At 63.0% G+C, this 22,397-nt stretch carries 19 protein-coding genes; 4 read left to right on the top strand and 15 right to left on the bottom strand.

The genetic code is table 11. From position 1 onward, the window contains the following. Window positions 1-32 precede the first annotated feature (32 nt). The 9 genes from AC3ITY_RS10730 to AC3ITY_RS10690 form a co-directional block, all read right to left on the bottom strand. A complete protein-coding gene (locus tag AC3ITY_RS10730) occupies window positions 33-1,712 on the bottom strand; it encodes a class I adenylate-forming enzyme family protein (protein ID WP_489308939.1) in 1,680 nt (559 codons plus the stop codon). A gap of 201 nt (window positions 1,713-1,913) precedes the next feature. Continuing rightward, the gene (locus tag AC3ITY_RS10725; RefSeq protein WP_489308937.1) at window positions 1,914-3,056 is read right to left on the bottom strand and encodes an acyl-CoA dehydrogenase family protein; all 1,143 of its coding nucleotides are present in this window, start codon (window positions 3,054-3,056) and stop codon (window positions 1,914-1,916) included. Beyond that, window positions 3,053-4,258 (bottom strand): acyl-CoA dehydrogenase family protein, encoded by a 1,206-nt coding sequence (locus tag AC3ITY_RS10720; RefSeq protein ID WP_489308935.1) that lies wholly within the window; start codon window positions 4,256-4,258, stop codon window positions 3,053-3,055. The genes AC3ITY_RS10725 and AC3ITY_RS10720 overlap by 4 nt, the downstream gene beginning before the upstream one ends. A 65-nt stretch (window positions 4,259-4,323) precedes the next feature. Then, complete coding sequence (locus AC3ITY_RS10715) at window positions 4,324-5,493, bottom strand: acyl-CoA dehydrogenase family protein (RefSeq protein ID WP_489308933.1); 1,170 nt, start codon at window positions 5,491-5,493, stop codon at window positions 4,324-4,326. A 10-nt stretch (window positions 5,494-5,503) separates the two neighbouring features. Further along, on the bottom strand, window positions 5,504-6,682 hold the full coding sequence (locus AC3ITY_RS10710; protein WP_489308931.1) for a lipid-transfer protein: 1,179 nt from the start codon (window positions 6,680-6,682) through the stop codon (window positions 5,504-5,506). Between the two features lie 17 nt (window positions 6,683-6,699). Then, the gene (locus AC3ITY_RS10705) at window positions 6,700-7,119 is read right to left on the bottom strand and encodes a MaoC family dehydratase (RefSeq protein ID WP_008020997.1); all 420 of its coding nucleotides are present in this window, start codon (window positions 7,117-7,119) and stop codon (window positions 6,700-6,702) included. Next, window positions 7,091-8,224 (bottom strand): acyl-CoA dehydrogenase family protein, encoded by a 1,134-nt coding sequence (locus tag AC3ITY_RS10700; RefSeq protein WP_489308929.1) that lies wholly within the window; start codon window positions 8,222-8,224, stop codon window positions 7,091-7,093. Before AC3ITY_RS10700 ends, AC3ITY_RS10705 begins: the two co-directional genes overlap by 29 nt. An 8-nt stretch (window positions 8,225-8,232) precedes the next feature. Continuing rightward, window positions 8,233-9,201, bottom strand: a complete 969-nt coding sequence (locus AC3ITY_RS10695) for an OB-fold domain-containing protein (protein ID WP_489308927.1) — start codon at window positions 9,199-9,201, stop codon at window positions 8,233-8,235. A 56-nt stretch (window positions 9,202-9,257) separates the two neighbouring features. Then, complete coding sequence (locus AC3ITY_RS10690) at window positions 9,258-10,043, bottom strand: SDR family oxidoreductase (protein WP_489310834.1); 786 nt, start codon at window positions 10,041-10,043, stop codon at window positions 9,258-9,260. Between the two features lie 141 nt (window positions 10,044-10,184). Between AC3ITY_RS10690 and AC3ITY_RS10685 the strand changes: the two genes are divergently transcribed. Beyond that, entirely contained in the window at window positions 10,185-10,970 is a 786-nt protein-coding gene (locus AC3ITY_RS10685) for an enoyl-CoA hydratase (protein WP_489308925.1), read from the top strand. Between the two features lie 91 nt (window positions 10,971-11,061). Here the strand turns inward: AC3ITY_RS10685 and AC3ITY_RS10680 are convergent, their stop codons facing one another. The 6 genes from AC3ITY_RS10680 to AC3ITY_RS10655 form a co-directional block, all read right to left on the bottom strand. Further along, window positions 11,062-11,844, bottom strand: coding sequence for an SDR family oxidoreductase (locus AC3ITY_RS10680; RefSeq protein ID WP_489308923.1), 783 nt, complete (start codon window positions 11,842-11,844; stop codon window positions 11,062-11,064). Further along, window positions 11,841-13,538, bottom strand: coding sequence for an FAD-binding protein (locus tag AC3ITY_RS10675; protein ID WP_489308921.1), 1,698 nt, complete (start codon window positions 13,536-13,538; stop codon window positions 11,841-11,843). The genes AC3ITY_RS10680 and AC3ITY_RS10675 overlap by 4 nt, the downstream gene beginning before the upstream one ends. 8 nt (window positions 13,539-13,546) lie before the next feature. Next, window positions 13,547-15,256, bottom strand: a complete 1,710-nt coding sequence (locus AC3ITY_RS10670; protein ID WP_489308919.1) for an FAD-dependent oxidoreductase — start codon at window positions 15,254-15,256, stop codon at window positions 13,547-13,549. A gap of 185 nt (window positions 15,257-15,441) precedes the next feature. Next, the gene (locus AC3ITY_RS10665; protein ID WP_489308917.1) at window positions 15,442-17,037 is read right to left on the bottom strand and encodes an amidase; all 1,596 of its coding nucleotides are present in this window, start codon (window positions 17,035-17,037) and stop codon (window positions 15,442-15,444) included. Window positions 17,038-17,133: 96 nt separating this feature from the next. Next, window positions 17,134-17,652 (bottom strand): Tar ligand binding domain-containing protein, encoded by a 519-nt coding sequence (locus AC3ITY_RS10660; protein ID WP_489308915.1) that lies wholly within the window; start codon window positions 17,650-17,652, stop codon window positions 17,134-17,136. Window positions 17,653-17,707: 55 nt separating this feature from the next. Further along, entirely contained in the window at window positions 17,708-19,144 is a 1,437-nt protein-coding gene (locus tag AC3ITY_RS10655; RefSeq protein WP_489308913.1) for a coniferyl aldehyde dehydrogenase, read from the bottom strand. Between the two features lie 198 nt (window positions 19,145-19,342). Between AC3ITY_RS10655 and AC3ITY_RS10650 the strand changes: the two genes are divergently transcribed. From AC3ITY_RS10650 to AC3ITY_RS10640, 3 genes are all read left to right on the top strand, one after another. Beyond that, window positions 19,343-20,326 (top strand): flavin reductase, encoded by a 984-nt coding sequence (locus AC3ITY_RS10650; protein WP_489308911.1) that lies wholly within the window; start codon window positions 19,343-19,345, stop codon window positions 20,324-20,326. Beyond that, a complete protein-coding gene (locus AC3ITY_RS10645; RefSeq protein WP_489308909.1) occupies window positions 20,323-21,651 on the top strand; it encodes a spinster family MFS transporter in 1,329 nt (442 codons plus the stop codon). Before AC3ITY_RS10650 ends, AC3ITY_RS10645 begins: the two co-directional genes overlap by 4 nt. A gap of 107 nt (window positions 21,652-21,758) precedes the next feature. After that, window positions 21,759-22,391 (top strand): TetR/AcrR family transcriptional regulator, encoded by a 633-nt coding sequence (locus AC3ITY_RS10640; protein WP_489308907.1) that lies wholly within the window; start codon window positions 21,759-21,761, stop codon window positions 22,389-22,391. The last annotated feature ends 6 nt before the right edge of the window (window positions 22,392-22,397 follow it).

The raw sequence follows: 22,397 nt of genomic DNA, 5'->3' as shown, positions 1-22,397 counted from the left end.
CCCCGACATCGTCCGGAAAGACTAAGCAGGCGTTATGCGCCCAACTTTTCTTGCAGTTGCGCCTTGAGCACCTTGCCGGTGGCATTGCGTGGCAAAGGTTCGAGTTCCCGGTAGACCTGCGCCGGTACTTTGTAGGCGGCCAGGCGTTCGGCGATGAACGTGCAGACTTGCGCCTCCTGGGGCAGCGTCGATGCCTGGCCATGCACGGCCAGCCCCACCGTCTCACCCAGCAGCGGGTCGGCGATGGCGAATGCAGCCGCTTCCAGGACACCGGGCATATCGAGGATGCAAGTTTCGATTTCAGCCGCGGAAATCTTCTCGCCGCCGCGGTTGATCAACTCCTTGACCCGGCCGGTGATGCTGAGGAATCCCTCATCGTCGAGGTAGCCGATATCGCCAGTGTCGAGCCAACCGTCGCGCAGGCTTTGCGCGGTGGCCTCGGGCAGATTCCAGTAGGCGCTCATCAGGGTCGGCGAGCGCAGCCAGATCACCCCGCGAGTACCCGCCGGCTGCGGCTGGTCAGGGCTGTCACCGATGCGAATATCGACTATCGGCAGCGCCCAACCCGCCGTCGCCGGCTTGTACACAAACTGATCGCCACCAATCGCCGCGCCGATGCCGTTGCTTTCGGTCAGGCCGTAGCCGGCGCCGCCTATGGCGTCGGGCTTGAGCTTGAGCATGTCGTCGAGCACCCCGGCGGACGAAGCTCCGCCGCCCAGCCCCAAGCCGAAAAGACTGGCGGTTTGCTCACTGCCGAAGCGCGGCGAGGCCAGCAATTGCTGCATCATCACCGGTGCCCCGTTGAACTGGGTGCAGCGCTCATCGCGAATCAGGTCGATGGCGCGTTCGACATCCCACTTGTACATCAGCATCAAGCGCCGACCGCCCCGTAATGCCGACAAGAACTGCGCGTGCAAACCGCTGACATGGAACAGAGGAACCGCTGCCAGAGTGGTTGGCGGATAGCCGCTGTTGACCACCACGCCGATGCGTTCGGGCGAACTCATCGCGCAAAATGCGCCCTGGAAATCCAGCGCGGACAGCGCCTGGCAGATCGCCCGGTGACTGGACACTGCACCCTTGGCGCGACTGGTGGTGCCGGAGGTGTAGAGGATCAGCGCCGGCGCGTCGGGATCTATTTCCAGCGCCGGCAACGGCAATGCCGGTGCGCTGATCAAGTCTTCGAAACGCAGGCAGTACTCGGGCGTTCCTTCCTGGCCCCCGACGACAATCGTGGCCCGCTGCTCACGGGCCAGATCTTCGCGCAGGGTATTAAGGCGCGCTTCGTCGCACAGCAGCAGGCGCGAACCGCTGTCTTGCAGCGCGTACTGCAACTCATCGCGCAGGCCCCAACTGTTGAGCGGCACACACACTGCGCCACAGCGCAGGATAGCGGCGAAGGCCACCAGCCAAGCCGGCTGGTTACGCATGGCAATCGCCACCCGCTCGCCCGGTTGCAGGCCAAAACGGGCGACCATCTGCCCGGCGAGGCGGTCAACCTGATCGAAAAACTGGTTGAAGGTCAGGCGTTGCGACTGCCAGACCAGGAACTCACGGTCACCGTGGACACGACCGGCGTCGAGCACCTGCAGCAGGTCGTGTGCAGCGTGACGGAAGTAGCGTGGCGTGCCGTCTTCCGGCGTCACCACTTCAAAGGGCGAACCGGGCGCGATCAGTTGGCGCCACGCGGTTTGCCAGCGTTCAATACTCATTTTTGTTTTCTCCAGGACAACAGAAAGACCTGTGGGAGGGGGCTTGCCCGCGATGAGGCCGGCACATTCAACATCTGCATTGCCTGACACTCCGCCATCGCGGGCAAGCCCGCTCCCACAGGGTGATGAGTCGTACTCATGTATTGGGTACACCCGCGCCACAGGGTTGGGTTACACCAACGGGAGCTTCCTGTTGTGGTGCTACGCGTAGGCCGAATACCGTTCGCAATGGAAATCCCGGTCACCCAGGCTGCTTTGTGCAACGCGAGCACGCTTGAGGTACAGGCCGACATCCAGCTCATCGGTGACACCAATGCCACCGTGCATCTGCACCGCTTCATTGGCCACCTTGATCGCCGTGTCGCCGGCCTTCCATTTCGCCAGGCTGACCAATCGAGCACGGACGCGGGCATCGTGGTTGGCGTCATCCAGGGTCGCCAACGCCGCCATCAGGGCGCTGCGGCTCAGCGCCAGGTCGATGTACATCAGTGCGGCGCGATGTTGCAGGACCTGAAAGGTGCCGATCGGCGTGTCGAACTGCACGCGGGTCTTGAGGTACTCCAGGGTGGTTTCGAACAATTGCTCGGCCATCCCCAACAGCTCCGCGGCCAGGCAGGTACGACCACGGTCCAGCGCGATTTCCAGCGCGCTCCAACCCTCACCAAGTGTGCCCAACAGCGCATCGGCCCCCAGTTGCACGTGGTTCAGTTGAAGGCGTGCGCTGTTGCGCGAATCGATCAGCGACAAGGCGCTGACAGTCAACCCGTGCGTATCGGCCGGCACCAAGAACAGACTGATGCCTTGCGTGTCGCCCGGCTGCCCGGACGTGCGCGCCGCCACCACATAGGCGTCGGCGCCCAGCCCGTCGACGACCCAGAACTTCTCGCCGTGCAAGCGATAGCCCTGCCCCTCGGCCTTTGCCTCAAGGGCAATGCGGCTCGGTTCGTGGCGCGAGCGTTCGTCCACGGCCAGGGCAAGACGCTGTTCGCCACCGATCACCGCTTGCAACCAGTGGGTCTGTTGCGCCGAATTGCCCGCCAGGTGCAGCAACGAGCCGCCAAGCACCACGCTGGATAGCAGCGGCGTGGCGGACAGGTTGCGGCCCATGGATTCGAAGATCGGCCCAAGGCCCTTGCAACCGAAATCCAGGCCGCCGAAGTCTTCTGGAAACGGAATCGCGCTCCAGCCCAGGTCGACCGCGTCCCGCCACAACTGCACATCGAAACCCGGCTCCACCGCACCATCGCGCAGTCGACGCTGGGCACTGACCGGGCTGCGGGCCGCGAGAAAGTCCCGGGCGCTGTCAGCCAGCAATCGCTGTTCATCGCTATAACGCAGGCTCATGGGGTGACTCCTTTTTTAGCGTCGGGCAAGCCCAGCACGCGCTTGGCGATGACGTTCAGTTGGACCTCCGAGGACCCGCCGGAAATGGTCAGCGCATAGCTGTTCAACCAGGAGCGAGTCACCGCCAGTTGCTGCTCGCTGAATGCCGCGCTCTCCCAGCCGAAGGCATGCCCGCCCATGGCATCAAGCAGCACTTCAAACTTGTCGCGTTCCTGTTCGGTGTGCACCAGTTTCATGATCGACATCAGGCCGCCGATGTCATCACCGGCCCGCGCCTCTTCGCCCATGCGCTGCACGGTCAGGTTGTAGGCATGCTCGTTCATCGCACAGGCCGTGGCCCGCGCCTGCAAGGCGTGTTCGCTCTGACTCCGGGGCGCCGGCACGTATTCGCGCATCAGCGCCAGCAGGTCGAAGTGCGACGGCAGGCTGAACTCGCCAAACTTCGACATCGCCTTGCGTTCGTGCTGCAACAGGTACTTGGCCAGGTTCCAGCCGCCGTTCAACGGCCCGATCAACTGGCTCTTGGGCACTTTCACGCTGTCGAAGAACACCTGGCAGAACGCCGATTTGCCGCTGATCAAATCGATCGGCTGTGGCTTGACGCCGGGGCTGCGCATGTCCAGCACAATCAGGCTGATGCCTTCATGTTTCGGCGCGCTGAAGTCAGTGCGAACCAGGGCATACATCCAGTCGGATTTATCGCCGTAGGAGGTCCAGATCTTGCTGCCGTCCACCACGAAGTGATCGCCGGCATCGCGGGCGGCCATTTTCAGGCTGGCCAGGTCGGAACCGGCGTTCGGCTCGGAGAAGCCCTGGCACCAGCGCACTTCACCGCGAGCAATCGGCGGCAGCAAATCGCGTTTCTGTTGTTCGCTGCCGTAGGCCAGCAGCACCGGCCCGAGCATCCAGATACCGAGGTTGATCTGCGGCGGCCGGCACTTGAGGCGGCGCATCTCGCTTTCCAGCACTGCCAGTTGTTCGTCGCCGAGGCCCGCGCCACCGTATTCCTCGGGCCACTCGGGGCAGAACCATCGCTTGTCGCGCATGCGTTCGAACCACAGGCGCGCGTCTTCGCAGGGAAACTGCGGGTTCTGACTGCCCCACACCACATCGCCTTCAGCCATGCCGGTGCGCATCGACAGCGGGCAGTTAGCCTCCAGCCAGGCACGGGTGTCGTGCCTGAATTGCTCGATAGTGCTCATGAAAGTCCCCTTCGACCCGCCCCGGATCCGGGGCGAGTACGGTTTTTGTTTTTGACGGACCAGCGTCAGCGTTGGGTGCGCGGCATGCCGAGGCCAAACTGGGCGATCAGCTCGCGCTGGATTTCATTGGTGCCACCGCCAAAGGTCAGGGTCACCGAACTGCGCAATTCGTATTCCAGCTCGCCCTGCAGCAGCGTCGCCGCCGAGCCGCTGCGCATCGAACCATTGGCGCCGAGGATCGCCGCCAGCTTGCGCAGGATCTCGATGGCCGACTCCGAGCCGAACACCTTGGTGGTCGAACTCAGTGCCACGTCCATGCGTTCGCGCTCAAGGTCCGCGGCGATGCGCATATTGATCAGGCGCATCGCCTCCAGGCGCGCATAACACTCGGCCAGCGAACTGCGCACCCAGGCCTTGTCCATTGCCCGATGCCCCTGCTCGTCGCGGGCCCGCGCCCACAGGTAGACCCGGCGAAACAGCGCCACCACCTTGTCCGACCAGGTGCCCAGGCCGAGGCGCTCATGATTCAGTTGCGAAGTGATCAGCTTCCAGCCACCGTGCAACTCGCCCACCAGCATCTCGTTGGGCACCCGCACGTTGTCGTAATAGGTGGCCGTGGTCGGAATGCTGGTGGTAGGAATCAGGGTGTGGGAGAAGCCCGGTGTCGTGGTGTCGACAATCAGCAGCGAAATGCCTTTGTGCCGTGCCTGGGTCGGGTCGGTACGGGCTGCCAGCCAGACGAAGTCGGCCGATTCGGCACCCGAGGTCCACAGTTTGTTGCCATTGACGACGAAGCCTTCGTCGTCCTGGCGGGCGCTGGTTTTCAGCACCGCCAGGTCACTACCGGCTTCCGGTTCCGAGTAGCCGATGGCGAACATGATCTCGCCCGCGGCGATACCGGGCAGGAAGCGTTCTTTCTGCAGCTCGCTGCCGTGGGCCATCAAGGCCGGGCCCACAGTGCTGATGGTCACGAACGGCAGCGGTGCTCCGGCGATGTTGGCTTCTTCGAAGAAGATCAACTGTTCGGTGGCGGCGTAGCCCTGACCACCATGGGCCTTCGGCCAGCCGACCGCCAGCCAGCCGTCGCGCCCCATCTGGCGGATGGTCTGGCGAAACAGCTCGCCGCCTTCCTTGCCGCGCAACTGGTCGCGCATGTCCGGGGTCATCAGGGCCTGGAAATAGTCCCGCACCTTGTGGCGCAGGGCATGTTGTTCGGGAGTGAGGTCGACGAACATATGCTGCTCCTTAGGCTGCGCCGAGAATCAGGCCGCTGGTGGGTACGCCGGTGCCGGCAGTGACCAGCACGTTCTGCACATCCGCCACTTGGTTGACCGCCGTACCACGCACCTGGCGAACCGCTTCGGCGATGCCGTTCATGCCGTGGATGTAGGCTTCGCCCAATTGCCCGCCATGGGTGTTGATCGGCAGTTTGCCGCCACGGGCGTGGTGCCCGGCGCGGATGAATTCCTTGGCTTCGCCGCGTTTGGCAAAACCGAACTCTTCCAGCTGTGGCAGCACGAACGGGGTGAAGTGGTCATAGATCACGGCGGTCTGGAAAGACTCGGGACCGAGGCCCGACTGGCGATACAGCTCGCGGGCGACCACGCCCATTTCCGGCAGCCCGGTGATGTCCTCTCGATAGAACGAGGTCATGCTCTGCTGGCCGTGGCTGATGCCTTGAGAACCGGCCTTGATGGTCACCGGTTTCTGCCGCAGGTCACGGGCGCGCTCGGCCGAAGTGATGACCATCGCCACGGCACCATCGGATTCCTGGCAGCAATCGAGCAAGTGCAGCGGTTCGCAGATCCAGCGCGAGGCCTGGTGTTCTTCCAGGGTGATCGGCTTGCCGTGGAAAAATGCCTGGGGGTTGGTCGCGGCAAAATCCCGCGCCGCCACCGCGATTCGACCGAAGTCTTCGCTGGTGGCGCCATAGGTGTGCATGTAGCGCTGGGCGAACATCCCGACCCAGGCCGCCGGTGTATGGAAGCCGTGGGGCATGTACCAGCCGTAGTTGACGTTGTCGAAGGTCGGTGCCGAAGCGAAGCCGTAGCTGCCGGTACCGAAGCGATACCAGGAACGCTCGTTCATGGCCCGATACACCACCACCACTTTCGCCATCCCGGTGGCCACCGCCATTGCTGCGTGCATCACCGGCCCGCAGGCCGCGCCGCCGCCATGGGGCACTTGCGAGAAAAACTTGACGTCCTTGCAGCCCAGCAGTCGGGCGATTTCATACTCCGGGACCTTGTCCACCGAGTAGGAGCTGAAACCCTCGACCTCGCTCGGGTCGATGCCGGCGTCCTTGAGCGCGCTCAAGGTGGCTTCCATCGCCAGGCGCAATTCGGTGCGTCCGGAGTTCTTGGAAAATTCGGTTGCGCCGAGACCAACGATCGCGGCACGCCCGGAAATCGATGAATCAGTCATCTGTGTCTCTCCGGCTGTCAGGGCAGGACCAGCGCGACCGTGCCGGTCACGTGGTTGCCCATGGAATTTTTGCCGCTCAAGGTGATTTCCACCGAACGGGTGTCCGCATCAACACCGGTGACGCTGCCATTGAAGGTCATGCAATCACCGGGATAGTTCGGCGCGCCGAGCTTGATTTTCAGCGCGGTGAATTGCGCCAGTGGCCCGGCCCACTGCTCGATGAACCGCTGCACCAGCCCATTGGTGGTGAGGATGTTCATGAACACATGGGGCGAACCCAGGGCTCGGGCCGCTTCCGCGTCGTGGTGACCGGGGAAGTAGTCACGGGTGGCAATCGCGCCGCCGTTGATCAGGGTCACCGTGATCGGCACGGCAAGCTCCGGCAGTACTTCGCCGGGGCGCACGTCTTCAAAGCGCTTGGTGTTCTTCGAGGTCATATTTCCATCCCAGCTTGTCGTTATCGTTGAGCCAGTCGCCCAGGCGTTCCAGGCTTGCCGCCGAGCCACCCAGGGCAAGGCACAGGCCACGGCTCCAGTAGAGAAAACGGTGGATCGGGTACGTCAGGTCGACGCCGATGCCGCCATGCACGTGTTGTGCGATATGGCCGATGCGATGCCCCGCTTCACAGGCCATCCACGCGGTGGCCAGGGCTTCGCTGGGCGCAGGCAGACCGGCATCGATGCGGTAGGCCAGTTGCCACAGCACGGTGCGCAAGGCTTCGACGGCGATATGGGTGTCGGCCATGCTCATCTGCACCGCCTGGAAGCTGCCGATGCTGCGCTCGAACTGCCGGCGCTCGCTGACATAGGCCACGGTGCGGCGGATCTGCTCTTCACTGAGCCCCAGTTGCAGGGCTGCCAATGCCGCTGTGCAGCGCAGCTCCAGCCAGGCGACGGACTCGGCCGGCAGCAGCGCGGTAGCGTTCACGGTCAAGCCTTCGATGTGCAGGTCGGCCACCGCTTCCCCGTGGGTCAACACCGCCGACACCCGCTGTACCTCGGGCACCGCCAGGTCGAGCAGCAGCAAGCGCGGTTGGCCCTCGGCCTGCACCAGCACCAGTGCGGCGCTGGCCTGGTCACCCAGGGACAACGCCGCGACCCGGCCATTGATTGACCAGCCCTCGGCACTCGCCTGCGCCTGCAGTTCAATGCCCCGCGCACTGCTCAAGCCATCGACCGACAGGCTCAGCAACGCCTCGCCGGACGCTGCTTTGGCCACCCACCCGGCACTGTCGCCAGCATCAAAACGGGCCAGGGTCGCGGCCGCCAATTGATGACGCCACAACGGCACCTGGGCCAGGGCCTTGCCCTGGGCTTGCAGCACCAGCATCAGTTCGGTCATGCCCAGACCGCTGCCGCCGTGCTCTTCGGGGATCGCCAGGGCATGCAGCCCGGTCTCGATACACAACGTCCACAGCGGCGCCATCATCGGTTCGCCACTGGTGTCCCACTGGCGCATGTAGTCGTCATGGCAATGGTCGACAAACAAGCCGTCGGCCATCTGCGCAATGGCGCGCTGGTCTTCGCTCAATTCGAAATCCATGGTGGCTCCTATGCCTCTACCGGCCGGAACAACGGCAGGGTCAACTGGTCATCGAATGTCTGGAACTCGACCTGCAAATGCTGGCCGATCTGCAGTTGCTCACGCTCGATACCGACCAGGCCGGCGATCAGGCGCACGCCCTCCTCCAGCTCGATCAGGCCGATGGGGTTGGGGTAGTCGAACGGCGGCACTTCGGGGTAATGCATCACCACGAACGAATACAGCTTGGCGCGACCACTGGCTTCTAAAGTGTCCCAGTCGAAGCTGTGACACTCGATGCACACCGGGGCCGGTGGATGACGCAGGGTTTGGCACGCGGTGCAACGCTGGATCAGCAACTGACCCTTCTCGCAGCCTTCCCAGAAAAATCGGGTGTCATCGCTCATGCCCGGCAGCGGACGCTTGGCCTTGGCCGGTGCAGCGTCAACTTTGGCGGGCGCCTGGACATTGGCCGGACGGAACTTGAACACGCGGAACAACAACTCGCCCACCGGCTCGTCGCCGCCGGCTTTTTCGACGAAGTGGCTCATCACCAGAGTGACGAAGAATCCGACGCCTAAAGCGGTGGTTTTCTCATCACCGACCGAATCCAGGCGCGTGGTGTAGTAGAGCTTTTCCCCCAGGTGCACCGGGCGGGTGAAGCTCAGCTCGGAGTTCACCGCCACAGTGGAGGCATAACCGTAGGCTTCCATTTTCTTGAGCACCTCGTAAGGGTTCTCGGTGGTGGAGCCAGGTGGATAGTTGTTGGCGTGCAGGCCCTCCATGGTCCACACCTGCATCATCGCAGGCGGAGCGATCAGGCCCTCATGTGCGGTGCCCAAGGCAAAGCCCGCGTCGGTGTATAGCGGGTTGTCCACGCCCATGACCTCGCACCACTGGCGAATCATCGGGGCATTGACCTCGTCCCAGGCATACACGCGGCCGTATTGACGCCCCACCAGGGCGCGCACATCGGATAGCAATTGTGGATCAGCCAAAGTCGTCTCCTTCACATTGAAGGCGGCCACCGAACCCGGTCGCCGCAATAGGTCGATCAGGTGGGCAGAACCTGCGCGGCACCGAGAAATGCCGGGCGTTCACCACCGCCATGCAGCAACAGGTTGCAACCGCTGGCGTAACTGGCCAGCGGCGATGCGATGTAGAGACAAGCGTTTGCGATGTCTTCGGCCACCGCCATGCGTGCGGCCGGAATGCCAGCCGCGACGGCGGCGATACCGGCCTCGGAGCCGTAGTGCAGATGCGCCTGCTCGGTCAGCACCAACCCCGGGCTGACCGTGACCACCCGTACCTTGGGCCCCCACTCCACCGCCAGCGACTGCACCAGCGCCAACACCCCGGCCTTGGCCGCGCCGTAAGCGGCGGTGCCTGGCGAGGAACGCAGCGCACTGATGCTGCCGATAAAGACGATGCAACCACCCTGCGCTTGAGCCTGCATCAGCCGGTTAGCGTGCTGGGCGACGTTGAGCGGCGCGATCAGATTCAAACCGATGATGCTTTCATGAAACCTGGGCGAGGCCGTGGCTGCGTCGGCGGCAGGGCTGCCACCGGCGTTGTTGATCACCACATCGAGGCGCCCGAAGTCGCGCTCGATGCTGGCGAACAGTCGTTGCAGGGAATCGTGGTCACGCACATCGGCGGCAATGAAGGTCGCACTCTTGCCACCTTGCGTCGGCACCTGTTCAGGCTCGCGTCGAGCACAGACGATCACCCGTGCGTTCGCGGCCAGGAACCCCAGCGCGATACCAGCGCCGATGCCCTTGGTGCCACCGGTGACCAGCACCACCTTGCCGCTGTAATCAAGACCCGAATGCAGCTCCATCATGTGCTCCTTCTCTACTGACAAGGGTCACTCTAGGGGCGAACTCAGGGCCAAACTACGTCTGAACGGACGATGAAAATTTAACCTTGCGAACAGGACACTGGCGGTCATTCATACGTTGTCTGGTCTTTGAGGATGCCCATGTCCGACTCATCCGCTGCGCCGGTTCTGCTCGAACGCCCACTGCCGGGCGTAGCCCTGCTGCGGCTCAACCGTCCCCAGGCGACCAACGCCTTGAGCCTGGAATTACAGGCGCTGCTGTCGCGTCATTTCACTGAATTGGCGATTGATCCCCAGGTGCGTTGCATCGTGCTGACGGGCGGTGACAAGGTGTTCGCGGCCGGTGGCGACATCAACAGCATGGCCGGGGTCGGCGCCATCGATATCTACAAGCGTCACACCGAGCGGGTTTGGGGACCGATCCAGCACTGCCCCAAACCGGTGATTGCGGCGATCTGCGGTTATGCCTATGGCGGCGGCTGTGAACTGGCGATGCATGCCGACCTGATTGTCGCCGGGCGTAGCGCCCGCTTCTGCCAACCAGAAATCCGCATCGGTATCATGCCGGGCATCGGCGGCACCCAGCGGCTGGTGCGCGCGGTGGGCAAGGTCAAGGCGATGCGCATGGCGCTCACCGGCCAACCGATCAGCGCCGAGGAAGCCTGGGTCGCCGGACTGATCAGTGACCTGGTTGACGATGACCAGGTGCAGGCCCACGCCCTGGAACTGGCGCGTGTCATCGCGGCGATGCCGGCCCTGGCCGCCGAGCAGATCAAGGAAGTGATTCTGGCGGGCATGGACGCGCCACTGGAAGCCGGCCTGGCGCTAGAGCGCAAGGCCAATGCGTTGTTGTTCGCCTCACGGGATCAAAAGGAAGGCATGCAGGCGTTTATCGACAAGCGCCCGGCTCAGTTTGAGGGGTATTGAGAACACTATCTCCCAAAACAATGGAGATCCCGTGGGAGCGGGCATTGCCCGGCTCCTACGGGGGGGGGTATGTCGACCGATATGGGTTGAATCAGATACTCATGACCATCTGCCCGCTGTCGATGCGCAGTTCGACGCCGTTGATCGCGCGCGACTCGTCGCTGGCAAGAAACAGCACGCTCGCCGCGACATCTTCGGGCAGGCACATGCGGTTCATCGGATCGCTGTCGATGGTCATCCGCGCCGGATCGAGCCCCTTGGGAAAACCACCACTGGTCATGTCGGTGAGGACTCCGTCCGGATGCAGGGTGTTGCAGCGAATCCGGTATTTGCGACGTCGGCAGAACACCGCCACCGAACGCGACAGCGCGGCCACCGCGCCCTTGGAGGCGCTGTAGGCCAGGTAATCGTCGCGCCCGGCGAGGGCCGCTATCGACGACAGATTGATGATCGAGCCACCGCTGTCCTTCATCAGCGCGATGCCTTCGCGGCAGCCGATAAACACGCTGTCGGCGTTCACCCGCATGATCTTGTGCCAGTCCTCCAGGCTAGCGTCCTCGATGCTTCCGTGCAGCAGGATACCGGCGTTGTTCAGCAGAATATCCAGGCGACCATGGTGCTCGCGCAGGTAAGCCATGACCTGTCGCCAATCGCTCTCACTGCTGGCGTCATGCCGGATAAAGCTCGCAGCCGGACCGATTTCAGCGACCAGCGCCTCGCCCGCCGCGACATCCACGTCGCTGATCAGCACGTGGGCGCCTTCCGCCGCCAGTAAACGGGCGCTGGCCCGGCCGATGCCCTTGGCCCCGCCAGTCACCAGCGCGACCTTGCCTTGAACCCGGCCGTTTTTGTTGTTGTGGTTGATCGTCATCATGTCGTCTCTTGTGCAAGGGTCGGATGCAGCTGTTGATCCATAAACCGGGCGGCGGCGGCTCCTGCGCGACGTCCGGAGAACACACAGTCAGCCAGGGATAACCCGCTGATGTAGAGGTGCGAAGGAATGCCCAGCGCAGTGCGCCCTGCGGCGTACAGGCCAGGTATCGCCTGCCCCTGCCCGTCGACCACCGCGCCGCAGCCTTCGTCCACGCGCAATCCGCCGAGGGTCAAGGCACCGAGTGGAAAGACCGGATTGGTCACGGAAATGTCGCAGGCATAAAACGGCCCTTGGTCGAGCACATGGCGTCCGCCCGGCGATTTGCCAAAAGGCTCGGGCGCCTCGCCACGCGCCGCAGCATTGGCGGCCAGCACCGATTCGCGCAATGCCGTCGGGTTCATCCCGGTGGTCGTGGCCAACTGGCTCAGGTGCTGGCCCTTGCGCACCTTGAACAGCATCAGGGCCAGAGCGGGAAAGCTTTGAAACCACCAATAGCCGCCAAACAAGGCCTCACGGATGGCTTTCTTGCGCAACGGTGCATCCAGCACCAGCCAGGCTTTACCGCCCTGCTCTTCCATCAATGGTTGACCCAGGGTCGCACCATAGACTTCTTCGTTGCAGAAACGCCGGCCTTCGCGATTGACCACGATGCCCTTGTGCCAGCTGTACGGAGGGTTGATGAATCGCCAGGCCGATACCCGCTCCAGGCCGGCGCCCTGACCACCGACGCTGGTTCCCAGGCGCAGGCCGCTGCCGTCACAGCCTGTGGCAGCGACTTTGAAGTTGCGCTGGAATTTCGGTGCATGCTGCTTGATCAGTTCGCTATTGAAAATGAAACCGCCCGTACTGAGAATGACGCCGTTCCTCGCGTGGACCAGCCGTGGCCGGGCGAAATCCCGTTCGAGCTGGCCGATCCGCTGACGCAGCGTCTTGCAGTAACCTGCGGCGAAATTCTGCAAACGCTCGGCGCGAGCGGCCAGGCGCGCATGCAACTTCGCTTGCGGGCTCCCGAGCGGCATGCACCACATCTCGGCCCCCACTACCCGTCCCTGCGAATCAACCACCAGGCGTTTGGCCACCGCTTGCAGCAATGGCCGAGCCCCGGCGCGCAAGCACGCGGCCTTGAGGTGGGCATACAACACCGCGCCGCATTGGCCTTTGCCCACGGTGCGATGGCCCCGTGGCGCCGGTGGCAGCGTTCCGCCATGCTGCGGCACCAGCTCGTTGCCGGAGTAATAGAGGAAGTAACCGTCAGGCGGGTACGAGGTCTTGCCGCCCGGTGGCATCTGGTGGCCGTACGGCGCACCGTGGCTTTCCAGCCAATCGAGGTTGCTCACGCTGTCGGCGCAGAAGCGCCGCAGGGTGTCGTCGCTGACCACGTTTTGGGTTTCATGCTTGAGGTAGTCAAACATCGCTTCGGGGGTGTCGCTGAAACCCGCGGCCTGCTGATGGCGGGTGCCGCCTCCGGCGTAGACCACCCCGCCACTCTTGGCACTGGCGCCGCCACCGGTAAAGCGGTCGGCGATCAACACATCGGCACCCTGGGCACGGGCCTCCAGCGCCGCGCAGGCTCCGGCCGCGCCCCAGCCGATAATCAACACATCGCAGTGCTCGTCCCACAGTAACGCGCTGCTGTCGGCAACTTGCAAGGGTGTCTGGATCGGCGTGCAAAAGCTGTCATCGAACGTCGCCATACAACCTCCTATCGTTGACGGGCCAGGTGGTTGGCAGCGACATAAGCGAAGGTCATCGCCGGCCCCAGCGTGCCGCCCGCGCCCGGATAGCTGGTGCCCATCACCGACGCCGAGCAGTTGCCGATCGCATACAGGCCAGCGATGGGGCCGCCGTCTTCACGGACCACTTGCGCATGTTCGTTGGTCAGCAGGCCGCCCTTGGTGCCGATGTCCCCGGCATCCAGGCGCATGGCGTAATACGGGCCCTTGCGCAAGGGTGCCAGGCACGGGTTGGGCTTGATGTTGCTGTCGCCGTAGTAACGGTCGAACACGTTGCCGCCGCGCCCGAAGTCCGGATCCTTGCCCGTGCGTGCATAGTCGTTGACCTTGACCACGGTGGCTTCGAGACCGGCGGCATCGACGCCGATCTGTTTGGCCAGCCCGGCCAAGGAGTCGTCCTTCCAGTACAGGCTGTTCAACCATTCCTTGCGCAAGCGGCTGTCAGGCATGATCTGCGCCGGCATCAACGGCCCCATCGCGTAGTTGAAACGGAAATGCCCATCGAAAATCACCCAGGCCGGCACCGACTTGCCGCCGGTGAGCCCGTTGTCGCGGTACATGGCATCGACGAATTCCAGGTACGGCGCGGCCTCGTTGACAAAGCGCTGCCCCAGGCTGTTGACCACGATGGCGCCTGGGAACGCGCGCTCGGCAAAGATCCCCCGAGGCTTTTCCTCGCCCGGTACGGCGATGGTCGGCGCCCACCAGGCCCAATCCATCAATGCAGTGGCCGCGCCTTGCGCCAGCCCGGCCTCCAGCGCAGCACCGGTGTTGTTCCCCGGAGGGGTCGCGCTCCAGGCCATGCGGGTCGGTTGCGGCAGGTATTTTTCACGCAGTGCCTGGTTCTGTTCAAAACCACCGGACGCCAGGATCACCCCGTGGCGCGCATGCAATTGCAGGTCGGCGCCGTCACGTCGCACGGTCACTCCGCTGACCCGCCCGCCCTCGGTGAGCAGGCCGGAAAAATCGGTGTTGAGCCACAGCGGTACGTTGCGATCCATCAGCGAGCGTCGTAGTGACGCCACCAGCGAGCTGCCCAGGGACGCTCGGCGGTCGATCTTGCTTTTGCGGCGCCATTTGAAATCGAGTTTGTAACGCAGCATCAGGCCCATGATCAGCAGGCGCCAGCCAAAACCACGCGCCATGACCTTGTGCGCATCGCGGGCGGTCCAGGCGATGCAGCCCATGAGCAAGGTCGACGGCGAAGGTTTGCGCAGGTTGTCCAGTTCGTCGCCCAACAGGCTGGTATCGAAGAACTCCGGATCCAGGGTCCTGCCGCCGGCCAGCGCGCCCGGCAGGTGCGGGTAATAATCGGGGTATTTGGCGGCCACCGCGTAGCGCACCCGACTGGTCCGGGCAAGCTCCTCGATCATCTTCGGGGCGTTGTCCAGATAAGAGCGCAGTCGGGTCTCATCGACATGTTCGCCCGCCGCTGCCTGCAGATAACGCAAGGCGGTTTCGTAACTGTCGTTACCGTTCAGGTGGGCGAAATAGTGGTTATTGGGGATCCAGATACCGCCGCCAGAGATCGCCGAGGTGCCGCCGTACTTGTCGCTTTTTTCCACGACCAGCACACTGAAACCCTGGTCGGCAAGGAATACCGCCGAAGTCATTGCACCTGCGCCCGATCCAACGACAATCACGTCGTAGTGGGTCTGAGACTGAACTTGAGCCGTCATTGTTGTTATGCCATTAGCTGAGGTCAGAAATAACCGCCGACGACGCTGCGGGAACGCTGGCGGAGTGCAGCCCATGATCGGGGCTGCACTGGCCGGGTTCATCGTCAAAGCGGACTAGAAACCCGGCCCGACACCGGTTGGTCATGGAACTGGATCAACCGCTCGAAAGGTCCGGGAAAGTGTCGTTACAGGACGGCGCGCCTGGCGGCCCAGGGACGATCCTGCTCCAGTTGACTGGCCAGGCGCAGCAGCCCGTCTTCGCCGCCCAGGCGAGCGGTGAACATCATGCCCACCGGCAGGCCGCTGTCGCTTTGGCCCAGCGGCAGAGAGATAGCCGGTTGGCCGCTGACGTTGGCCAACACGGTGAAACCGGCGCTGCCCATGGCGTGATGGGCATAGCTGTCCCAGGATTGGTCCAGCGTCAGCAGGCCCAGTTGCGGCGTCAGGTTGGCGGTGACTGGCGACAGGATCACGTCGAAGCGTTCGAACGGCTGCTCCATCGTCGCACCGATGCTTTCGAACGACTGACGGGCGCGATACAGGTCTTCACCTGTGGTGGCCTGGGCACGCCCCAGGTTGACCAGGGTAATTTTCTCCAGGTCCTGCGCCGTGGCGGCCCGCCCCAACACCTGCTCCCGGTCGTGAATCGCGGTGCGCAATGCGGTGCCGATCACCGTGCCATGAGCGCCGAACAGCTGGCGTGGATCGATGTTCAGCGTCAGTTCTTCGACTTCATGCCCCAGTCCCAGCAATTGCTTGATGGTCTGCTCCAAGGTGGCGGCAATCGCCGGTTCCAGCGCCGCGCCGGTCAACGACTGGCGAACCACGGCGACGCGCAACTTGCCCGGCTCGCGCTGCAATTCTTCGACATACGGCCGCAACAGTGGCGGGCTCCAGTAGGCGCTACCCGCTTCATGGCCCTGGCCGGCATCGAGAAACAGCGCGGTATCGCGCACCGTGCGCGAGACTACGTTGGCGACACTGGCGCCAAACCAGCCTTCGAAATGCGCCGGCCCGCTCGGCGTGCGATAACGGCTGGGCTTGAGCCCCACCAGACCGCAATACGAGGCGGGAATGCGGATCGAGCCGCCACCGTCGGTGGCATGGGCCACGGGTACGATCCCGGCGGCCACGGCTGCCGCCGCGCCGCCAGAGGAACCACCCGCGCTCATGGCCAGGTTCCACGGGTTGCACGTCTGCCCCCAAAGCATGGATTCGGTGGTGGTGGTCAAGCCAAACTCGGGACAGGTTGTCTTGCCGAAGGGCACGGCCCCGGCCCGCTCGTAGCGGCTGATCAGGGTACTGGTCCGGGGTGCTGGCGGGGCGTCCTTGAACAGCCGGCAACCATTGCTGGTCGAGGTTCCTTGCAAGTAAGTATTGAGGTCTTTGATCAATACCGGTACGCCAGCCAGTGCCCCTTGGGTTTCAGTGCCGGCGGAGCGGCGCTGGGACAATAGCGCGCGGGCGTAGGCCTCGTGCAGCATGTTCACCGCCTTGACCCGAGGATTGACCGCCTGGCAGCGAGCCAGCGCCGCCGCCAGCAGGTCGTCGGATTGCAGCTCGCCGCTGCGGATTGCCTGGCTCATGGTCCAGGCGTCCAGCCCCTGGTAGTCACTGGCCGACAGACCCGCCGCACGGGCATCGGCAAAACGCCCAAGGAGTCCGACACCGACGGCCAGGGCGCCGGCCTTGAGTACGCTGCGCCGGGGCCAGCCGTTCTCCGGTGCGTTGGACAAGGTGGTTGTCGAGGCAGTAATCGGTGGGTGTTCGTTGGTTTTCATGGTGATCGTCGCGCCCTGTCAGTTATTGTCATGAGGGTGATTGAACGGCTTTATGAATCAGCGATTGCCCCGCCAGCCTTGATCCCGGCCGGGCATTCAAACCACATTGAAGCGGGCCGACAGCGCGCCGGTGCCCGCGGAGACACTCTCGACCCGCGCGACCATTTCTCGTGTCACCCGCTCCTGCTCGGTGATCACCGTGGCAATGGTATCCACGCTACGGATCACGTCATCGGTGCCACTGCGAATCTGCGCCACCGAGTCACCGGCCTCATGCGCCAGGCTGACGCCGTCGCGTACGCGGCTGACCACCCGCCCCATGCCGTCGACCATAGCGCTCAGGGTTGCTTCGACGGGGCGGTCGAACGCCGCCACCAACGGACCTTCAGGGTCCTGCTGGATGGCGAGCAAAACCTGGCGCCGACTTTCATCAAGACGGTGCTGGACCTCGCCAAACATCAGCAGCGTCGCCAGATTGTCCTCGTTTATGGCCCGAAGGCTATCGCGCGCCTGCTGCAAGCCATACGCGCCAAAACGGACCACCAGTACAAACAACAACGTGACCAGCAGCGCCCAAAGCCGCAGGCGCTGAGCGATAGTGATTGTCTTGAACATAAACAATGGCTTATCTCGTGCTGCGGGCGGGGCACCGGATGCGCCCCGCTCTCGGTCAGTCAGCAGTTACGCTGGCCAGCATGGCCGCCAGGAAGTGCTCGCCATATGGCGGCAGGAGCCCCCATTCGCGGCGCGGGTCATGCTCCGGTGCCTTGAACACCGTGCGCTGGTGGCTGAACTCGAGAAACCCTTCGTGGCCATGGTAATGGCCCATGCCGGAGGCGCCGACGCCGCCGAACGGCGCATCGTGCATCGCCGGGTGCATCATCACGTCGTTGACAGTCACCCCGCCAGACAACGTGCGCTCCAGGACGTATCGCTGCTCTTGCTGGTCTTCGCCGAAGTAATACAGGGCCAGTGGGCGTGGCCGCGCATTAATGTCGTCAATGACGTGGTCGAGGTCTTCGTAGGTGAGCACGACCATCGCGGGGCCGAAGATTTCTTCCCGCATGATCACACTGTCCGGCGCCGGGTCGACCACCACGCGCAGGGGCCGGCGCCGATCCTGGGCGTTCACGACCAGCGGTTCGGGCAAGCACTCGATACGTGCGCCGCGGGCCTGCGCATCCAGTATGTAACCTTCGACGCGGTCCAGGTGCCGCTGATTGACCACCGCCACCACATCCGGGTTGCCGGCCACCGATGGGTTGAGTTCGCTGTAGGACACGCGCAGTGCTTCAAGGAAGGGTTCGAGCAGCGCCTTGGGCACATACACCAGATCCGGATTGATGCAGATCTGCCCGCCATTGCAGGCCTTCCCCACGGCGATACTGAAAGCGGTTTTGTTCAGGTCGGCGCTGCCGGTGACGATGACCGGCGACTTACCCCCCAGTTCCAGCGTCACCGGCACCAGGTTCTGTGCGGCGTTGCGCATGACCAACCGCCCCGTCGCGGTACTGCCGGTGTACACCAAGTGGTCAAACGGCTGAGCGCTGAAGGCTTCGGCCAGTTCCACTTCGCCGGTGACGACGGCAATCTCCAGCGGGTCGAGGTGTTCAGCGCACAGCTGCGCCACCAACTCGGCCGTCCGAGGCACCACGTCCGACGGCTTGAGGATGGCCCGGTTGCCCGCCGCCAGCACTGAGGCCAAGGGGCTGAACAGGGTAAACAACGGCGCGTTCCAGGTACCGAGAATACCCACCGTGCCCTTGGGTTGGTGCATCACCCACGCCTTGGCGCCGAGCTGATCGTAAGGCGCGAAAGGCGCACGCGGATCATCCTGCATCCAACCATGCAGATGATCGCGCGCATATTTGAGCGAAGCCAGGGCGCCCAGCACGTCATTCATCAGGGAAAAACCGGCCGGCCGGCCGCCAAAATCCAGGTCAATCGCCTCGGTCAACGCAACATGGTGGCGGACCAACAGATCGATGACTTGCTGGAGTCGACGTCGGCGGGTGTCGGCGCTCACCGCACCAGCGCTGGCGAATGCGCTTTTTTGCCGGGATAACAGGCTGGCAAGCCCTTGGACGGATGATGTGACCGAACTCATTCGTGTCCCCTTACTGGTACTGGCCCCATGGCCGGGAAGCGCCCGATGCGCTTGCGGCCACCGTAGCCTTGCACCCCTCGCGACGCCTCGTCCGATCGGACGAGGATCGAGCAAATCTGTTAGTCCGTTGAGACGATGTTAAACAGTCTGCCGCGACCAATACTGGCCATACGAAAATCCCACCCCATGAGGCCAGTCATGGCAATGCAAAACGTCAGTTTCGATCCCCAGGCTTTTCGTGCCGCGCTCGGCACCTTTACCACCGGGGTCACCATCATCACCACCCAGACCGAAGACGGCTCACCCGTGGGGATAACGGCCAACAGTTTCAACTCGGTGTCGCTCAATCCGCCGCTGGTGCTCTGGAGCCTGTCCAAGCAGGCCCGCAGCCTGCCGGTCTTTACCAGCGGCAAACACTGGAACGTCCACGTATTGTCCACCGAACAGGAAACCCTGTCGGGACGTTTCGCCACCCAGGGCGAGGACAAGTTTTCTGAAATCAAGTTGGACAATGGCGTCAGCGAGGCACCGCTGCTGCAAGATTGTACCGCGCGTTTTCAATGCCGCACCGCGTTCCAGTACGAAGGCGGCGATCATGTGATTTTTGTCGGTGAAGTGCTCGCCTTCGATCACAGCGACCGCGCGCCGCTGGCGTTCCAGAGTGGCCAATATGCCCTGGCGACCCGCAAGCCACGTAGCGAGCTGCGTCTGGCCACCACGCCCCCGCCCCCGGAATGCAGCTACACCGAGGACTTGCTCGGTTACCTGTTGGGGCGCGGACATTACCAAGTGCTCAATAACCTGCGGCAGATGCTGAATAATCAGCAACTGGACGAACAGGCGTTTTTTGTGCTTTCGATTTTGTGTATCCGCGACAACCTGACCCTTGAGGAAATCAATACCTTCGTTAACTACACTGGCCGCGCCGTCACGCTGGCCAGCATGCGTTTTCTCGAACGCCAGCGCCTGGTGGCGATCGAGGGCTCGGCAGAGTCGCTGCGGTTTGTCCTCACGGCCCAGGGCCGCGAGGTTTCACTGCATCAACTGGCGCTGGCCAAGGCCGTGGAAGAGGACCTCTCGGCCAAGCTTGGCCCCGCCGATGCACAAGCCTTGAAGGTCTTGCTCAAGCGCCTGATTGTCGTCAGTGACCCCGGCTTGCCGGATCTGTGGGCTCCGCGATGACCGCCCGCGAAGCTACGATACCGGCGGCCAGGGTTGGCTGGGGCAGCCACAGCTTGCTGTTGCTGCTGGGCATGGTGTTTGCCGACAACTTCGTCGGGCGACAAATACTCGCGGTGATGATCGAACCGATCAAAGCCGAGTTCAGGGTCAGCGATACCGCCATCGGGTTGATCTCCGGTTTGGCGTTCGCGGCAGTCTATGCGCTCATGGGCCTGCCGGCGGGACGGCTGGTGGACCGCATGCCGCGGACCCGCCTGCTGGCCATGTCGTGCCTGCTCTGGGCCGTGGCGACAATGGCTTGCGGGCTGGCCGGCAGCTTCCTGGCGCTGGCCATTGCGCGGATGCTGGTGGCGGTCAGTGAATCGCCGACGACCTCGGCCTCGCTGTCGTTGATCGTTGACCTGTATCCACCCCAACGGCGCTCATTCGCCATCAGTTGTTTTACCGCGGCACCCACCTTTTCCTCGATCATCGGTTTGAGTATCGGGGCCTGGGTGGTGGAGCACTATGGCTGGCGCAGTGCGTTTATTGCCATTGGCGTGCCGGCCCTGGTGTTTTGCGCCCTCCTGACCTTTGTCGTGCGCGACCCGCAGCGTGGCCGTTGGGACCTCACGCCACACACTCACGCGCAGCCTGCGCTGCTTGGCATGGGCGCTGAAGCCCGCAAGCTCTGGGCCTTGCCGGCCTACCGTTACCTGATCCTCGCGGGCGGTCTGGCCACGCTCAGCTCCTATGCCATCGGCATGTGGAACACCAGCTTCCTGGTGCGCTCCCACGGCATGTCACTGCAACACGCCGGGCTGCTGGTCGGGGTGATCTGCGGTCTCTCGGCCGGGATCGGTGGTCTGTTCAGTGGTTGGTTAAGTGACCGACTGTGCCGCCGCCACCCACACTGGCAGATTTCCATTCCAGTGTTGGGCCACCTGGCGGCCATCGCCGCGCTGATCCCTTATCTGCTCTGGTCCGATGCCCTGCTAGTGCGCTTGGGCGATGTACCGATTCCGGCCGCGATGCTCTGGTGCGCGCTCTATGCCTTCTTTGCCGTGTGGTGGCTCGCCCCGTCCTACAACCTCGTCACCCAACTGGTGCCGGCGGGTCGGCGCGGTACCGCCATGGCCCTGCAAACCATCGTCAGCACACTGCTCGGGATCGGCGTCGGGCCACTGATCACCGGATTGTTCAGCGATATGTTGCTACCGCTGTTTGGCCAGGAGTCGCTGCGGTATGCACTGCTGCTGTTGAGCCTGCCAGTGATTGGCGCGGTGCTGTTACTGATGCGCACCGCGAACCATGCTTCCAGAACGGGCTATCGCCATGCGGGATAAGTCTCGCGGCGCGAGTGTGAATTCCCACGCTATATGGAAATGAATGAACCTGCATCAATCACGAAGCGTATTGGCCACGCTCTCATTTTCCTAGTTGACGGATTCACATGCTAACTACCATCGCATCAGCCAATCCAGTACACAGCGCCCGCGATCGACTTCTTGACGCTGCGGTCGAACTTTTCGCCACACGCGGTTTTCAGGCAATCGGCTTGCGAGATCTGGCGAACCACCTGGGACTGCATGCCGGATCGTTATACCATCACATCGAAAATAAACAGTCCTTGCTGTTCGAACTCATTGAGTCCGCCTTATCCGACTTATTGCTGGATACGACGCGTCGAATGAAAGGAGCACGGAGCCCTTGCAAACGTCTACACCTATTTATTCAAGCCTTCGTCGCCTTTAACTGTAATGAAAAATACAAATTAGCTCTGATCACCCGTGAGTTTGTGAATCTTAACGAAGAACAAAAGCACCAGATTATCCAGCTAAAGAATAGATACTCGTCACTTTTAAGCGCAGTTATAGCTGATGAGTACAGCGAGAAAGGCAAGCCTGATGGCGACATCTGCCCGGCCACTAATGCAGTCATTGTAATTTTATTTGGGCAGTCGCAGTGGTACAATATTGAGCTAAGCGAACTACAACTCACAGAAGCACTCACCAGCCTTGTGAAGTGCATTATCGCACCTAGCAAGAAGACCAAAGCACATGCAACTCTACAACGCACATTTTAAGGCAAG

The sequence above is a fragment of the Pseudomonas sp. GL_091 genome, from assembly GCF_057837725.1.
The sequence above is the reverse complement of the archived record's forward strand: the minus strand, read 5'-3'. Positions and strand labels throughout refer to the sequence as shown.

Bases quoted from the DNA above. Each gene is read 5' to 3' on its own strand.
- AC3ITY_RS10730 (WP_489308939.1), bottom strand. From the start codon at position 1,712: ATGAGTATTGAACGCTGGCAAACCGCGTGGCGCCAACTGATCGCGCCC.
- AC3ITY_RS10725 (WP_489308937.1), bottom strand. From the start codon at position 3,056: ATGAGCCTGCGTTATAGCGATGAACAGCGATTGCTGGCTGACAGCGCC.
- AC3ITY_RS10720 (WP_489308935.1), bottom strand. From the start codon at position 4,258: ATGAGCACTATCGAGCAATTCAGGCACGACACCCGTGCCTGGCTGGAG.
- AC3ITY_RS10715 (WP_489308933.1), bottom strand. From the start codon at position 5,493: ATGTTCGTCGACCTCACTCCCGAACAACATGCCCTGCGCCACAAGGTG.
- AC3ITY_RS10710 (WP_489308931.1), bottom strand. From the start codon at position 6,682: ATGACTGATTCATCGATTTCCGGGCGTGCCGCGATCGTTGGTCTCGGC.
- AC3ITY_RS10705 (WP_008020997.1), bottom strand. From the start codon at position 7,119: ATGACCTCGAAGAACACCAAGCGCTTTGAAGACGTGCGCCCCGGCGAA.
- AC3ITY_RS10700 (WP_489308929.1), bottom strand. From the start codon at position 8,224: ATGGATTTCGAATTGAGCGAAGACCAGCGCGCCATTGCGCAGATGGCC.
- AC3ITY_RS10690 (WP_489310834.1), bottom strand. From the start codon at position 10,043: ATGGAGCTGCATTCGGGTCTTGATTACAGCGGCAAGGTGGTGCTGGTC.
- AC3ITY_RS10685 (WP_489308925.1), top strand. From the start codon at position 10,185: ATGTCCGACTCATCCGCTGCGCCGGTTCTGCTCGAACGCCCACTGCCG.
- AC3ITY_RS10680 (WP_489308923.1), bottom strand. From the start codon at position 11,844: ATGATGACGATCAACCACAACAACAAAAACGGCCGGGTTCAAGGCAAG.
- AC3ITY_RS10675 (WP_489308921.1), bottom strand. From the start codon at position 13,538: ATGGCGACGTTCGATGACAGCTTTTGCACGCCGATCCAGACACCCTTG.
- AC3ITY_RS10670 (WP_489308919.1), bottom strand. From the start codon at position 15,256: ATGACGGCTCAAGTTCAGTCTCAGACCCACTACGACGTGATTGTCGTT.
- AC3ITY_RS10665 (WP_489308917.1), bottom strand. From the start codon at position 17,037: ATGAAAACCAACGAACACCCACCGATTACTGCCTCGACAACCACCTTG.
- AC3ITY_RS10660 (WP_489308915.1), bottom strand. From the start codon at position 17,652: ATGTTCAAGACAATCACTATCGCTCAGCGCCTGCGGCTTTGGGCGCTG.
- AC3ITY_RS10655 (WP_489308913.1), bottom strand. From the start codon at position 19,144: ATGAGTTCGGTCACATCATCCGTCCAAGGGCTTGCCAGCCTGTTATCC.
- AC3ITY_RS10650 (WP_489308911.1), top strand. From the start codon at position 19,343: ATGGCAATGCAAAACGTCAGTTTCGATCCCCAGGCTTTTCGTGCCGCG.
- AC3ITY_RS10645 (WP_489308909.1), top strand. From the start codon at position 20,323: ATGACCGCCCGCGAAGCTACGATACCGGCGGCCAGGGTTGGCTGGGGC.
- AC3ITY_RS10640 (WP_489308907.1), top strand. From the start codon at position 21,759: ATGCTAACTACCATCGCATCAGCCAATCCAGTACACAGCGCCCGCGAT.